Source organism: Variovorax sp. N23 (assembly GCF_025486315.1).
Classification (GTDB): Bacteria; Pseudomonadota; Gammaproteobacteria; order Burkholderiales; family Burkholderiaceae_C; genus Variovorax.
On record NZ_JAOOPY010000006.1, the window covers coordinates 180,225 to 193,934 of the forward strand.

12 protein-coding genes are annotated in these 13,710 nt (G+C 63.2%); 5 read left to right on the forward strand and 7 right to left on the reverse strand.

From position 1 onward, the window contains the following. Positions 1-3: 3 nt before the first annotated feature. From N8A90_RS11580 to N8A90_RS11610, 7 genes are all read right to left on the reverse strand, one after another. Positions 4-849, reverse strand: coding sequence for a prepilin peptidase (locus N8A90_RS11580; RefSeq protein ID WP_262075027.1), 846 nt, complete (start codon positions 847-849; stop codon positions 4-6). Further along, a complete protein-coding gene (locus N8A90_RS11585; RefSeq protein WP_262075028.1) occupies positions 849-2,072 on the reverse strand; it encodes a type II secretion system F family protein in 1,224 nt (407 codons plus the stop codon). The genes N8A90_RS11580 and N8A90_RS11585 overlap by 1 nt, the downstream gene beginning before the upstream one ends. Positions 2,073-2,094: 22 nt before the next feature. Further along, positions 2,095-3,822: a type IV-A pilus assembly ATPase PilB gene (pilB, locus tag N8A90_RS11590; protein ID WP_262075029.1), complete on the reverse strand. Its 1,728-nt coding sequence runs from the start codon at positions 3,820-3,822 to the stop codon at positions 2,095-2,097. Positions 3,823-4,233: 411 nt separating this feature from the next. Continuing rightward, on the reverse strand, positions 4,234-4,791 hold the full coding sequence (locus tag N8A90_RS11595; RefSeq protein WP_262075030.1) for a hypothetical protein: 558 nt from the start codon (positions 4,789-4,791) through the stop codon (positions 4,234-4,236). Further along, positions 4,775-5,935 carry a helix-turn-helix domain-containing protein gene (locus tag N8A90_RS11600; protein ID WP_262075031.1) on the reverse strand — a complete coding sequence of 387 codons (1,161 nt, stop codon included), beginning with the start codon at positions 5,933-5,935 and terminating at the stop codon, positions 4,775-4,777. The genes N8A90_RS11595 and N8A90_RS11600 overlap by 17 nt, the downstream gene beginning before the upstream one ends. Before the next feature lies 1 nt (position 5,936). Next, on the reverse strand, positions 5,937-7,337 hold the full coding sequence (locus tag N8A90_RS11605; RefSeq protein ID WP_262075032.1) for a hypothetical protein: 1,401 nt from the start codon (positions 7,335-7,337) through the stop codon (positions 5,937-5,939). Positions 7,338-7,339: 2 nt separating this feature from the next. Further along, entirely contained in the window at positions 7,340-7,894 is a 555-nt protein-coding gene (locus tag N8A90_RS11610; protein WP_262075033.1) for a hypothetical protein, read from the reverse strand. Positions 7,895-8,178: 284 nt separating this feature from the next. Here N8A90_RS11610 and N8A90_RS11615 point away from each other — a divergent pair, with 284 nt between their 5' ends. The 5 genes from N8A90_RS11615 to N8A90_RS11635 all read left to right on the forward strand — a co-directional run bounded on the left by N8A90_RS11615 (position 8,179) and on the right by N8A90_RS11635 (position 13,708). Then, positions 8,179-8,517 (forward strand): helix-turn-helix transcriptional regulator, encoded by a 339-nt coding sequence (locus tag N8A90_RS11615; protein WP_262075034.1) that lies wholly within the window; start codon positions 8,179-8,181, stop codon positions 8,515-8,517. A gap of 147 nt (positions 8,518-8,664) precedes the next feature. Further along, entirely contained in the window at positions 8,665-9,360 is a 696-nt protein-coding gene (locus N8A90_RS11620) for a hypothetical protein (protein WP_262075035.1), read from the forward strand. A gap of 87 nt (positions 9,361-9,447) precedes the next feature. After that, a complete protein-coding gene (gene mads1 / locus N8A90_RS11625; RefSeq protein WP_262075036.1) occupies positions 9,448-9,663 on the forward strand; it encodes a methylation-associated defense system helix-turn-helix domain-containing protein MAD1 in 216 nt (71 codons plus the stop codon). 23 nt (positions 9,664-9,686) lie between these two features. Further along, a complete protein-coding gene (locus tag N8A90_RS11630; RefSeq protein ID WP_262075037.1) occupies positions 9,687-12,923 on the forward strand; it encodes a helicase-related protein in 3,237 nt (1,078 codons plus the stop codon). Then, positions 12,920-13,708 carry a DUF4391 domain-containing protein gene (locus tag N8A90_RS11635; RefSeq protein WP_262075038.1) on the forward strand — a complete coding sequence of 263 codons (789 nt, stop codon included), beginning with the start codon at positions 12,920-12,922 and terminating at the stop codon, positions 13,706-13,708. The genes N8A90_RS11630 and N8A90_RS11635 overlap by 4 nt, the downstream gene beginning before the upstream one ends. The last annotated feature ends 2 nt before the right edge of the window (positions 13,709-13,710 follow it).

Here is a 13,710-nt window from a genome sequence, read left to right on the forward strand (position 1 = left end):
GCGTCAGAGCCCGACGACACGCAGGATCGTGTCGGCGCCGAACAGCATGGCGGTGAAGCCGGCGCCCGCCAGAAAGGGGCCGAAGGGCACGTAGCCGCCTTCGCGCAGGCCGTTGTTGAATTTGAGCGCGATGCCCACGACGACGCCGATGACCGAGGCCATCAGGATGATCGGCACCAGCGCCTGCCAGCCGAACCAGGCGCCGAAGGCCGCGAACAGCTTGAAGTCGCCGTAGCCCATGCCTTCCTTGCCCGTGGTGAGCTTGAAGAGCCAGTAGATGCCCCACAGCGACAGGTAGCCCGCGACGGCGCCCAGCACCGCGTTCGTCAGGTTCACACCGGTGAACCCGAGGATGGCGGCCAGCAAACCGGCCCACAGCAGCGGCAGGGTGATGTCGTCCGGCAGCAGCGTGGTATCCCAGTCGATCAGCGCCAGTGTGAGCAGCGCGGCGGAAAAGCCGCACCAGGCGAGCGCTGCCCACTGCCCTGGCATGCGCCACACGCACCAGGCGAACAGCAGGCCGGTGACCAGTTCGACGATCGGGTAGCGCGGGCTGATCCTCGTCTGGCACGACGAGCAGCGGCCGCGCAGGACGACGTAGCTCAGCACCGGCACGTTCTCGTACCAGCGGATGGCGTGCCCGCACTGCGGGCAGCGGGAATGCGGCACCATCAGGTTGAAGGCTTCAGCAGGCGCTTCGGGTGCTGCGCCGTCGATGGCGGCACAGTCGGCCGCCCATTGCCGCTCGAGCATCTTGGGCAGTCGGTAGATCACGACGTTGAGAAAGCTGCCGATCAGTAAGCCCAGGACGCCCGCGAGCGCGCTGTCCACCCCCTGCGACACCCACATCAGACGACCTGGCCGAGCTTGAAGATAGGCAGGTACATCGACACCACGATGCCGCCGATGATCACGCCCAGGAAGACGATGATGATGGGTTCCATCAGGCTGGACAGGCCGGCGACCATGTCGTCGACCTCGGCTTCGTAGAAGTCGGCGGCCTTGCCCAGCATGTGATCGATCGAGCCGGATTCTTCGCCGATGGCCGCCATCTGCAGCACCATCGACGGGAACACGTTCGCATTCGTCATGGCCGAGGTGAGGCTGGTGCCGGTCGAGACTTCCTGCTGGATCTTGGTGGTCGCGTCGGCGTACACGGAGTTGCCCGAGGCACCCCCAACGGAGTCGAGCGCCTCGACCAGCGGCACGCCGGCAGCGAACATCGTCGACAGCGTGCGGGTCCAGCGCGCCACGCAGGACTTGTCGATCAGCGTGCCGAAGATCGGCAGGCGCAGCAGCAGGCGGTCCATGACGCGCTGTACCTTCTCGTTGCGCTTCCAGGCCTGCAGGAAGAAGTAGATGCCGCCACCGAGCACGCCGAAGATCAGCCACCAGTAGGCGACGAAGAACTCGCTGATGCCCATCACGATCAGTGTCGGCGCCGGCAGGTCGGCGCCGAAGGAGGTGAACACCTCCTTGAAGGCCGGGATCACGAAGATCATGATGATCGCCACCACGATGAAGGCCACCACGACCACGGAGGTCGGGTACATCAGGGCCGACTTGATCTTCGACTTGATCGCCTCCGTCTTCTCCATGTAGGTGGCCAGGCGGTCGAGCAACTCTTCCAGAATACCGGCCGCCTCGCCGGCCTCGACCAGGTTGCAGTAGAGGTTGTCGAAGTACTTCGGGAACTTGCGGAAGGCCGCGGAGAGCGAGGTGCCGGTCTCGACATCGCTGCGGACGTCGTTGAGCAGCTTGGCCACGCTCGGGTTGGCATTGCCGCGGCCCACGATGTCGAAGGCCTGCAGCAGCGGGACGCCGGCCTTCATCATCGTGGCGAGCTGCCGGGTGAAGATCGCGATGTCCTTCGGCTTGATCGACTTGCCGGCACGCATGCGCCGCTTCTTGACCTTGGTGAGCAGCACGCCTTGGCGCCGCAGCGCGGCCTGTACCTGGTTCGTGCCGGCCGCGCGGAGTTCGCCCCGGACCTGCTTGCCGTTGCGGTCCTTGCCCTCCCATTCGTACACAAACTCCTTGTGTCCGCGGGGCGTGGATGTTGCCGTTGCCATGGGAGATCTCCGCTTGTGAGTGCTATTCGTTGGTGACCGCCACCACTTCCTCGAGCGATGTCAGCCCCTGCATGACCTTCTGCAGGCCGGATTGGCGCAGGGAACGCACGCCTTCGGCTTCCGATTGCTTCGCGATGTCCATCGCGCTGCCGTCGCGCAGGATGATCTTCTGGATTTCCTCGGACACCGGCATCACCTGGTAGATGCCCACGCGCCCCTTGTAGCCGCCGTTGCAGGCCGAGCAGCCGACCGGCCGGTACGGTTTCCAGGAGCCGTCGAGGTCGGCCTCCTTGAAGCCTGCGTCGAGCAGTGCTTCGCGCGGCACGTCGGCCGGCATGCGGCAGACGGTGCACAGCCGGCGCGCCAGCCGCTGGGCGGTGATGAGGATGACGCTCGACGCGATGTTGAAGGGCGCGATGCCCATGTTGCGCATGCGCGTGAGCGTGGTCGGCGCATCGTTGGTGTGCAGGGTGGACAGCACCAGGTGACCGGTCTGCGCGGCCTTGATCGAGATGTCGGCCGTTTCGAGGTCGCGGATTTCGCCGACCATGATGATGTCCGGATCCTGCCGCAGGAAGGCGCGCAGCGCCGTGGCGAAGGTCAGTCCGGCCTTCTCGTTGACGTTGACCTGGTTCACGCCCGGCAGGTTGATTTCGGACGGGTCTTCCGCCGTCGCGATGTTCACGCCTGGCTTGTTCAGCAGGTTCAGGCAGGTGTAGAGCGACACCGTCTTGCCGGAGCCGGTCGGACCCGTGACCAGCACCATGCCGTAGGGCCGGCCGATGGCCGCGAGCAGGCGCTCTTTCTCGACCGCGTCGTAGCCGAGCGCATCGATGCCCAGGCGGGCACTGCTCGGGTCCAGGATCCGGATCACGATCTTCTCGCCGAAAAGCGTGGGCAGGGTGCTGACCCGGAAGTCGATCACGCGGTCGGGGCCGATCTTGAGCTTCATCCGGCCGTCTTGCGGGATGCGCTTCTCGGAGATGTCCAGCCGCGAGATCACCTTGATGCGGGAGGCCAGCTTGTCCTTGATGACGGGGGGCGGGCTGGCGATCTCGCGGAGCTCGCCGTCGATGCGAAAGCGCACGCGGTACTGGTGCTCGTAGGGTTCGAAGTGAATGTCCGAGGCGCGCATGCCGAAGGCGTCGAGCAGCATCTTGTGGAGAAAGCGCACCACCGGCGCGTCCTCGACCTCGGCCTGTTCGGCCGCGTCGCTGGCGGTTTCGACCGCCGCTTCATCGAACTCGAATTCCGTACCGACGATGGTGTCGATGCTTTCGGCTGCGCTGACGGCAGCCGCCTCGACCATCCGGGACAGCTTGTCGAATTCGGCGATGACCCAGTCCACGCCCATCTGGGAGGCGAACTTGATTTTCTCGACCGCCTGCTGATCGGACGGGTCGGCCGTCGCCACGATGAGGCGGTTGTTGCGCTTGCTCAGCACGACGATGCGGTAAGCCAGGCACAGCTTGGGGTCGAGCAGATCCTTGGGCAGGCGCTGCGGGTCGATTGCGTCGAGATCCAGCAGCGGTGCACCGAAGGCGCTGGAGAGCGTGTGGGCCAGATCGGCGGCCGACACGGCGCCTGTGCCCGTCAATTCCGCGATGAAGCTCGACCGCGAAATGAGGGAGCGCTGATAGATTTCCTCGGCCGTCTTCGCGGGAAGCTTGCCGGCAGAGATCAGCGCTCGGGCGAGGCCCGGGAGGGCGATGGTCGAGCTATCTTTGACGGGAGGTTCGGCGGCGGCCATCAGCGAATGTAAAAAACGTGAAAAAGTGCTTCACGATCATCGCTGATCGCCCTGTGACTGTAAACCGGCGCGCCTCGGATGACCGCGCAGCATTTGGCGTTACAGCCACAAAGGCTGGTCGGGGTGAGAGGATTCGAACCTCCGGCCTCTACGTCCCGAACGGGCAGTATTCCAAAAAGCGGTGCTTTTACGTCGTTCCTTCACCAGTATATGTCCTAGAGAATCAATGACTTAGCTGGTTGGAGAGGTTCGTTTCGCTCACTTTCGTGCGCCTTCGCGAAAACGCTGTAGTCACAGGATAGGCACAGAGCTGCCGGTCCAAACCGGCGCTTAGACTTTGCTAGTTTGTGGTAGCCGAACTGGCGCATCGGGCTGAAGGTTTCACTGCAGTTCCAAATCCGTGTAGCAAGATTAGGCGGCAAGTACCTGCGCCAACAGAGATTGTTCATCTCTGGGTACACCCATCCGTGCAGATGCTCGCGCACTCTCAACCAAATGCCGTACCTTTGACGGCGCCCAGCCCGCACGGTGGGCGCTTGCGATGAAGAGGCGTAGGGAGCTCACCACTACAAGATTTGGCGCGTTCCCGGCAGCGCGGTTTCTGGCTTTGCGTTCGTCAAGGACGATGCACGCACCTCTGGCTGCGATGGCAAGCGCAGCGCTCTCGCCAACGTCGAGTCGCTGGCCCAGAGGTGGAGACACGTAGCCCAAGTACACGCCGTACTCAACATCGGTCATGCGCACCTCCTCCAGCAGGCCCTGCGTTCGCAGTTCGTCGAGGACTGGCTCAATCCGCAGGTCTGGCACTGGATGTTTGCGAACTTCCTTGAGAGTTCGCTCTTCGACCAGGCTACGATGTCCAAGCGCGCGCAGAACCTCGACCGGCTGGTGCGTGCCAAGAAGGTTGATGATGACGCTCGCGTCCAATACCGGCTGACCGGCGGGTAATTGGTCAATCAGCCAAGTCAAGAACCAACTCCTCGTCACCGGCTTCGGCCTCCTGGAGGGCTCGGCGGACGTCTAGCAGGTTGAGTTCCAGCATGGACGCAATCTGCTGCTCCGACAGAAGCTCGCGGTTGTAGGCCGCACCAGCAAGCAGCAGGGTGCGAGGCGTAAAGGGCCTAGCCTCATCCTCCGCGGCCATTTCTTCGGCGACGCGCTCCCGATGCTCCAAACCGATGCCCTGGACCCGGAGCGACTCGTAGGTGCCCTGTGGCAGCATCTCCAAGGTCTCCATTCGGCGGGTCATCGCTTCGATAGATACACCGAAGAAAACGGCAACCATCAGCAGCTGCCGTACGGAGAACTCGCCGGACAGCTCTTTGAGCTCTTTTGCCTTGCGGCGCACCGCGGCAGCGGGGGTCAAGAACGCCACGCCCAGTAGGTCGCAGAACCGCTCCGCCCGGTCGGTGGAGCGGGCACCTTCGAAGTGCACTGCGATACCGTTCGTGCGCGTCAAGACATGCCCGGCCTCGTGAACGGCAGTGACTCGACGGCGGGGCAGGATGTGCTTCGAATTCAGGAGCACGAAGCCGCCGAACTTCTCATCGAAGGCAACCGCTCCGGAGATGCGTGCAGGTAGGGGGCGCTCAAACACTCGCAGCCCCATCTCGAACTCCATGAGTGCCCAGAGGTTCTGAATGGGACCCATGCCGATGCCGAAGCGAGAGCGCAGATTGAGGGCCACGTCTTCGGCGTGGCGCTCAAGTGCGCCGGTCTTCGGGACTTCGACAAAAGGTAGGTCCACTGGACGATGGGGTTGTCCGAGCAGGGCCTCGATCTGTAGCGAAGAATTGGCGAGCCGGTTGAGCATGTTCGCCACAAGCACTTCTTCTGCGGCCACCTTCGCTGATGGCGTGCTGCGGAACTGGACATCTAGCTCCAGAGGCGCCTCGCCCTGGTCGAGGAGGTCGCCTTCGGTCAAATCGTACAGCCCCGCGAACTGGCGGAGCTCATGGCTTGAGATGCCACGCTTGCCAGCTTCAATGGCCACAAGGGTGGTCCGAGCGATACCGAGCCTTGTCGCAACGGCCTCTTGCGTCATCCTATGTAGGGTCCGGGCATGGCGAAGTTTCGCCCCCAGTACTTCGGGGCGAGTGGTGATGTCGACCATGTCAGTTCCTCGCGAGGTCCGCGACCCAGGAGGAGGGGCCACACATCTCAAGGAACTGCAACCATTCGGCTTTGTGTTGGTGCAGGAACTGCTCCATCTTTTCTCTCACTTCGTCTATTGGCTCGCCAAGGGCGCGAGACAGGCTGGCAACCTCCGTGACCACCCGCGTGTTGCGAGGGACCCCTGCCAAGTCTGAAAGGCGCTGCATGGAGCGGATACTGTTGAGGGCGACGTCGTGTTTCGCCGCCACGGTTCGAGGAGGTCCCTCGGTGAACGATGCTTCAAAGGTAGCGGCGCTCAGGTCATCTGCCTCGTATTCGGTGGAGTCCTTGAGCTGCGCCCACTGCGTGGCGACACGGCGAAGGATGCAGTTCCCGCAGACGCCACAGTGCATGCTTCGCTTGCCTCGACTTGAGTGCCTTGCGTCGTAGGAGCAGGAGCGATGTCCCGCCAGCCATCCTTCAGTTTCTGGATTGTGAGCGGCGAGACCGGCGAGAACCTGCCCCTTGGTCTTAAATAGGGCAGGGTGCTCGATGGTCACAAAGACACCGGTCAGGGCTTCAACGAGGAGTGACAGGCGCGACGTGAATCCGGGGTGGCAACTGCGGTGGGGTGCCTCGAAGCCCAATGGGACTAGCGTCCCACCGAGGCTGCCCTGGCCATTCTCGGGAATGAGCACCTTTGCGGGCTGGGCCATGGCGGCGCCATGGCAAGCCAGCATGTCGTAGATGAGGGGCCGCGAGCGAAACGTCGGTTCGGTCCTGTGCGGTTCCTTGAAGTGGTAGGCCACTTTGACTGCGTTCAGTTCGTTGTCGCGAGTGCGCCCGAGGTTCTTCCAGTCGGTCAAATTGTGTGCCGCCTGGACATTGACCAAGATGAGCTCGACGTCGGAGCGCTCCCGCTGAATCTGAGAGGCAAGAGCGAAGGAGTCGAGCCCGCCGCTGTATGGCAAAAATGCCCGCTCCTGACCGGGTGGAGAAAGCAGGTGTGCCTGAGCAGACACCGTTGGCTGGCCTTGGCGCGATCTGAACTCCACGCTCCAGCGGTCGCCGGTGAGGTACTGCAAGGCTTCCACCAGCGCATCGGACACGCGGGGCGACTGCCACAGCGCACGTTCGTACACAGGAACCTCAATGCCCAGCGAGCGAGCCCAACCCGTGCCGTGGAGGCGAGGGCCAGCGCGGTCGGCCGTGCGCACCGCACTCAGAACCGCTGCGACATCCTCCTGTAGGGCCGAGCCGCCGTTGAAGCAGTAGCGGTGGACATGGTCAGCCTCGATGCGTACGTGCTCGCCAAGCTTCAGGCGAAGCGGCCGATTCGCGCGCCTAGGTAGCCGTCCCTCGTAGAGGACGACGGAGTAGCTCGGCGGTTGTGCCGCTTTCTCTAAGAGATTGGTCCTCATGGTCAGAAGCTCACAGCAAGTGGGGTGCGGAGACCATCTTCAACGGAGGGCTTGGGAAGGCGCTCCTTGGCACGAGGACGTTCGGACAGGTCGCAGTTGTGAATCTCCGAGTACAGCCTGCGCCTAAGCTCTCCGGCATGCTGGCCCGGCCGTTCACACGCAACTCGTGCTGCCGCAGCTTCGATCCCGTCCTCGAGTCCCGCTTCAAGGACAGCCTTTCGAACTTGGCGTAGGACATCCTCGCCGGGTTCGGCATTCAAGAGCAAGGCGTGCGCCACTTCACAAGCTCGGCGCGCGAAATGATCGGGAGCGGTCGCTTCTAAATGACGAAGCGAACGCTCCAGGCGCTGTTGGCTAAACATGTCCTGCTGCGGTGCGTTGAGTAGGTTTTGGAATGAAGCGCCCCAGCCCGAATCCCACCACCCCGCAACTGTTGCCCACACGGCTCGCGTCATCGCGTCCGAGAGGCGCCCGTTCAAACCGGGGTTGCAAGCAATCTTCACCACCGCGCGCCAAGGACTGGTGAGCGGTAGCGAATGATGGAGGTCGTCACGCATAGGAGCTCCTGACATCGTCAGAACCAACTCTACCCAGATTTTTGACAATGTCAAACGAAGAGTGCTGATCTGACTTGACATTGCCGGGGGCGGCCAGAATAGGCGTGACGGCCTCAAAGGGCGGCTCGGCTTGTCACGTCTACCGCGGCCAGCAGAGTGGCGGGTGCACGTAATTTGAAAAACGAGCCGTGAATCGGCCCTGAATCTGCCGTGGGCGCCACCTTGAGCGAAATCATGCGGCATTCGGTGCCCTATATCTCTGAATCAGCACTCATGCAATTCAGATGGACACCCCCACCCCCTTCAAGCCTCTCACGAAAGAAGACGTCGCCGAAGTCTTCCGCGTCACCCCCCGAACGGTAGAAAACTGGGTCGGCCAAGGCTTGATGCCTGCACCTATCAATGTGGGCAATCGCGTCTTCTGGCACCCCGACGTGTTCTGGGGGTGGCTCAATGAATTGCTGCGCGTTTCCGCGGACCGGCCGGCTCGCGAGCGCGTTGCGGAATCGATGGCCTCTGTGCCGAAGAGTCGGCTTGTAGCCGATGCCGCGCGCGATCAGTTGCGCAGCCGGAACCTCAAACGACTCGCCGACCTCGAGGTGACCGACGAACAACCTTCGTAGCCTCACGATTTCTTCGCAAACCCTTTCAAGCCCGCCGCGCAAATGCGCGCGGCCGGCCTCTCGCTCGCATTGAGGTAATTCGCGCGCAGGCTCATGCCCTGCTTCTGAGGTCAGACATGGACGCGAGCGCTTCCAACGGAGCGCCCCATGCCTCAACTCTCCATCCCGACGGCCCACCGCCTGGTCGTCAAGCCTGACCTTGTCAGGAAGACCGAAACAAGTCCGGCGAACCACCGAAAGCGCATCCTGCATCTGAAGCGAAAGCTCGCCAGAATCACCAAGGAGCACTGGCGCATGGCGAAGAGTCATGGGCTGTACGCCGTTGCCTTGACGCTTACCTACGGTGTTGGGTCCCTGCCCTCTGGCAAGGACGTCTCCACCTTCCTAGACAAGCTGCGTGCCAGACTCCGGCGCTTGGGGAAGCCTCTGCTGTACGCCTGGGTACTGGAGTGCAAGCGGGCCTACCACTATCACCTGATGCTCTGGTTGCCGCGCGGCATGCGCCTCGATTCCGAACTGCTGGCTCGCTGGTGGGCACGTGGGCACACCCAAGCAGAGATGTGCCAGTCGCCGTTCCGCTGGTCGCGTTATATGGCGAAGTCGGAGACCAAAATGCATCTGCCGCCGGGGCAGCGATTGTTCGGCTGTGGTGGTTTGGACCAGGCCGGCGAAGACGCTGTGCGGCGGGCCTGCCTGCCGCGCTGGTTGCAGCAGGCGCTGCCCGTGCTATCGCGCCCGCGTCGCTGCCCGGGCGGTGGTTGGGTGGACGTTCTGACCGGTGAGCTGTTCCTCTGCCCGTATGTCTGGACGCCGCGCGGAATCATCTGGCGTCCGAGGCCTTGAACTGAAAGCTCGCGGGTGCGTGATGCCATGCCGTGAGCCCTCTTGTACTCCTTTACACTGGCTTCTCGCCCGCTCCCCTGCCTTGCCATGCACACCGCGACCGACAGCGTCATGACCGTGAAGGAAGTCGCCGACTACCTGCGCGTGAACCAACGCACCGTCTACCGACTTGCCGTGGACCGAAAGTTGCCTGGGTTCAAGGTGGGAACGACTTGGCGCTTCAAGCGTGCGGACATCGACCGTTGGATCGACGCTCAGGCCGCCTCTGGCCTACCTGAGCGGGAGCAGGCATCAGCTCGCTAACTGACACGACAGGAGGAGAGTTCATGAAGCTGGTGCAAAACAGCGGCTCAGACCGCGTGATCGACCTGCTGCTGCCGCACTTGGTGTCCGGCAGCAGGTTGGGCTGCGTCACGCCTTCGTTTTCGCTGCATGCCTTCGCCGAGCTTCGCGAGGCCCTCGACGGGCTCGGACAGGTGCAACTCGTCCTGCCTGCCGACAACAGCCAACTGGAGCTTCTTGGTGGGGAGGGCGACCGCGCCCAGAGGAACCGTCTACAGGCGCGCTGGTTGGCCAACCAATGCGCGCAGTGGCTTGCGCAGAAAACCGAGGTGCGTCGTGCCCATGGTCGAGTTCCGCAGGGTGCAGCCGTACTGACGGGTGCCAGCGATGAGCCTGCACAGGTGGTTCTGGGCTCGTTTGCCCTCAGCTCTGAAGGTTTAGGTCTGGCCCCAGGCAACCCCTTGAACCTAATCCAGGCGTCGCAGTCGCCCGAGGAGGCTCGCACACTGGCGCGTTGGTTCGACCTGCAATGGAGTGGTCTGCGGCACCAGCCAGATGGCGCGCAAAGCCTGATCGACTCCCTCAACCGCATGGCGGCGCATCGAGCACCCTTTGAGGTGTACGCGCTCATCCTGCATCACCTGCTTGGCAGCCGTGACGAAGCGCTGGACGAGGATCGCATCGTCAAGGCGGCCACAGGCATTCGTAACACCGTCATCTGGAAGAAGCTCTTCAAGTTCCAGCGCGATGGCGTCGTGGGTGCCATCGACAAGCTAGCCCGCTTCGGCGGCTGCATCATTGCTGATAGCGTGGGCTTGGGTAAGACCTTCGAAGCGCTGGCCATCATCAAGTACCACGAGCTGCGTAACGACCGCGTGCTGGTGCTAGCCCCCAAGCGCTTGCGCGACAACTGGACGCTCTACAAGGCTAACGACCTGCGCAACATCCTGGCCGCTGACCGGCTCAACTACGACGTCCTGAACCACACCGATTTATCGCGTGATGGCGGTCAGTCCGGCGACATCGACCTAGCCCACGTGAACTGGGGCAACTACGACCTGGTCGTCATTGACGAATCGCACAACTTTCGCAACAAGAAGTCCCCCAAGCAGGGTTCCGAGACGCGCTACCACCGCTTGATGCGCAAGATCATCAGGGAGGGCGTCAAGACTCGGGTGCTGATGCTATCGGCCACACCGGTCAACAACCGCCTGTCCGACCTGCGCAACCAGATCGCCTTCGCCACCGAGGGCGATGACACGGCACTGCAGGACCATGGCATCGCCAGCATCGAGCAGACGACCCGCAAGGCACAGATTCAGTTCAACCGCTGGCTGGACCTGCCCGAGGAGGAGCGTGTCCCCGGCCGCCTGGTCGAGATGCTGGGCTTCGACTACTTCACCCTGCTGGACCATCTGACCATTGCCCGGTCGCGCCGGCACATCGAGCGCTACTACGGCACCGAGGAGACCGGCCGTTTCCCGGAGCGTCGCGCCCCCATCAACATCAAGGCCGATGTCGACACCGCCGGACAGTTCCGGGCCATTCGCGACATCAACCTCGAGATTCGACGGCTCAACCTGGCTTCCTACGCGCCGATGCGTTACGTGCTGCCTCATAAGGCAGAGGCCTACGACGCCAAGTACAGCACCGAAATCCGCGGCGGCGAGAGCATCTTCCGCCAAGCTGATCGTGAAGAGAGCCTGATTCATCTGCTGCGCGTGAACGTGCTCAAGCGCATGGAGAGCGCCGTGTCCTCGTTCGCGCTGACCATCCAGCGGCAGCTCAAGGACGTCGAGGCAACGCTGGCCCGCATCGAAGGCCATGCCGCAGATGCTGACGAAATAGAAGAGCTGGACATCGCTGATGTCGACATCGACGACCCGGCCTTCGAGCAGTTGTTGGTCGGCCGAAAGGTGAAGGTGCTGCTTGGCGACGTGGACCTCCATCGCTGGAAACAAGACCTCATCGAAGACCGCAACCGGCTAGACAACCTGCTCAAGGCCGCCCAGCAAGTGGACTCGACACGGGACGCCAAGCTGGCGAAGCTGCGCGAGGTCATCGAGCTCAAGTGCCGCGAGCCCATCAACCAGGTCAACGGTCGCGCCAACCGTAAGGTCATTGTCTTCACAGCTTTCTCGGACACAGCGCAGTACCTCTACGCGCAGCTCGCGCCTTGGGCGAAAGAAAAGCTGGGGCTTGAGTCCGGCCTGATAACCGGCTCAGCCGGCATCCAGTCCACACTGCCCGGCCTGCGCAAGAGCATGAGCAGCGTGCTCTCTGCTTTCGCGCCGCGCGCCAAGGAACGTCCGGCCGAGCTCGCCGATGAGGGCGAGGTCGACCTGTTGATCGCCACCGATTGCATCAGTGAAGGCCAGAACCTGCAGGACTGCGATTGGCTCGTCAACTACGACATCCACTGGAACCCGGTGCGCATCATCCAGCGCTTCGGGCGCGTGGACCGCATCGGCTCGCCGAACCAGAGCGTTCAGCTCGTCAACTTCTGGCCGAACATGGAGCTGGAGGAGTACATCGGCCTGGAGCAGCGGGTCAGCGGCCGTATGGTGTTGTTGGACGTGTCGGCCACTGGCGAGGAGAACCTGATTGAGCAGCAGTCGGGCAACCCGATGAACGATCTGGAGTACAGACGGAAGCAACTGCTGAAGCTGCAGGACACGGTCATCGACATCGAAGACCTCTCCAGTGGCGTTTCCATCACTGACCTGACGCTCACCGATTTCCGCATCGACCTGGCTCAGTTCCTCAAGGGGCACCCGGGCGTGCTGGAGGAAGCGCCCCTCGGCAGTTATGCCGTGACATCTACCATCGATGCTGACATCCCTCCAGGGATCGTTTTCTGCCTGCGGGCAGAGGCGGCCGCCGCCGCAAAGGGCGAGGCGTCGGACTACCCGCTGGCGCCGATCTACCTTGTCCACGTTGGTGACAATGGCGCCGTGCTTCTGCCATATCCGCAGGCCAAGCGCATCATGGACCGCCTCAAGCGCGTGGCGCTGGGCCGCGAGCTACCCGACGACGGCGCCTGTGCCCGGTTCGACCGGCAGACCCGCCAGGGCGAGGACATGCGTCATGCGCAGAGGCTTCTGGCCGCGGCCATTGCTTCGGTGGTGGGCAAGGCTGAAGAGCGCGCGGTGGCCAGCCTGTTCTCGCCTGGTGGCACCCATGCCATGAAGGGTGAGTTTGCTGGCTCGAATGACTTCGAAGTGATGGCCTTCATGGTCATCCTGCCGAGCAGCCCGCAGGCGCAAGGAAGCGAGGCGTGAGCAACGACGCTGCACGCGCCTTGCACGAGGCCATCGTCGAGTCCCTGGCCCTGCCGGCGAGCAGCAGGGTGAACCAGCGTGTGCCCAAGAAGATGCTCGCCGAGTATGGCGGTGCAACTGCGACAGACCGCCGGCTGCTGACCGAAGGCATCGAAGAGGCCCATTGGCTAGCAGCGATTAAGCCGGCCACGGCGGCCGTGCCGGCATGGCGTGACGAGGTGCGGGAGTACCTGGAGGTGGCGGTACTCAGCGTCGAGCTTCGCGCCAGTCATGCTCGGGCCACGCAGCTCCAGCGCCTGACCGAGCTCGTCCACCGGGCCGTGCCTTATCCGGTCCTGCTAATCCTCCTGACCCCGGGCGCGGTGGAACTAAGCCTGGCGCACAAGCGCGCGGCCCAGAACGAGGCCGGCAAAGTCGTTTTGGATGGCGACATCGTCAGTCTGGCTCTGGACGCCGGGCTGTCGCATCCGGCTAGCCTGCTGGCGGCGCTGCCGGTCGATGCCCAGCCCCACACCCACCTGCATGCCCTGTATCAGGGCTGGATGGATTGCCTGATCGCTGCACAGGCCGAACGCGTGACGGGCAGCTTCAGTGTCGCCGTAACACCCGACCAGGCCGCCATCCGGCGGGCCGCTTTGCTCGAACACCAGCGACTCGAGTTGGAGGCCGCCCGCTTGCGGGCTCTGGCTGCCAAAGAGACCCAGATCGCCAAGCGCGTTGAACAGAACCTGGCCCTGCAGCGGCTGCAGGGCGAACTGACGGCAGTGCGCGCTCGGCTCCAATGACA

Bases quoted from the DNA above. Each gene is read 5' to 3' on its own strand.
- pilB (WP_262075029.1), bottom strand. From the start codon at position 3,822: ATGGCCGCCGCCGAACCTCCCGTCAAAGATAGCTCGACCATCGCCCTC.
- N8A90_RS11585 (WP_262075028.1), bottom strand. From the start codon at position 2,072: ATGGCAACGGCAACATCCACGCCCCGCGGACACAAGGAGTTTGTGTAC.
- mads1 (WP_262075036.1), top strand. From the start codon at position 9,448: ATGCACACCGCGACCGACAGCGTCATGACCGTGAAGGAAGTCGCCGAC.
- N8A90_RS11630 (WP_262075037.1), top strand. From the start codon at position 9,687: ATGAAGCTGGTGCAAAACAGCGGCTCAGACCGCGTGATCGACCTGCTG.
- N8A90_RS11605 (WP_262075032.1), bottom strand. From the start codon at position 7,337: ATGAGGACCAATCTCTTAGAGAAAGCGGCACAACCGCCGAGCTACTCC.
- N8A90_RS11620 (WP_262075035.1), top strand. From the start codon at position 8,665: ATGCCTCAACTCTCCATCCCGACGGCCCACCGCCTGGTCGTCAAGCCT.
- N8A90_RS11610 (WP_262075033.1), bottom strand. From the start codon at position 7,894: ATGCGTGACGACCTCCATCATTCGCTACCGCTCACCAGTCCTTGGCGC.
- N8A90_RS11600 (WP_262075031.1), bottom strand. From the start codon at position 5,935: ATGGTCGACATCACCACTCGCCCCGAAGTACTGGGGGCGAAACTTCGC.
- N8A90_RS11615 (WP_262075034.1), top strand. From the start codon at position 8,179: ATGGACACCCCCACCCCCTTCAAGCCTCTCACGAAAGAAGACGTCGCC.
- N8A90_RS11580 (WP_262075027.1), bottom strand. From the start codon at position 849: ATGTGGGTGTCGCAGGGGGTGGACAGCGCGCTCGCGGGCGTCCTGGGC.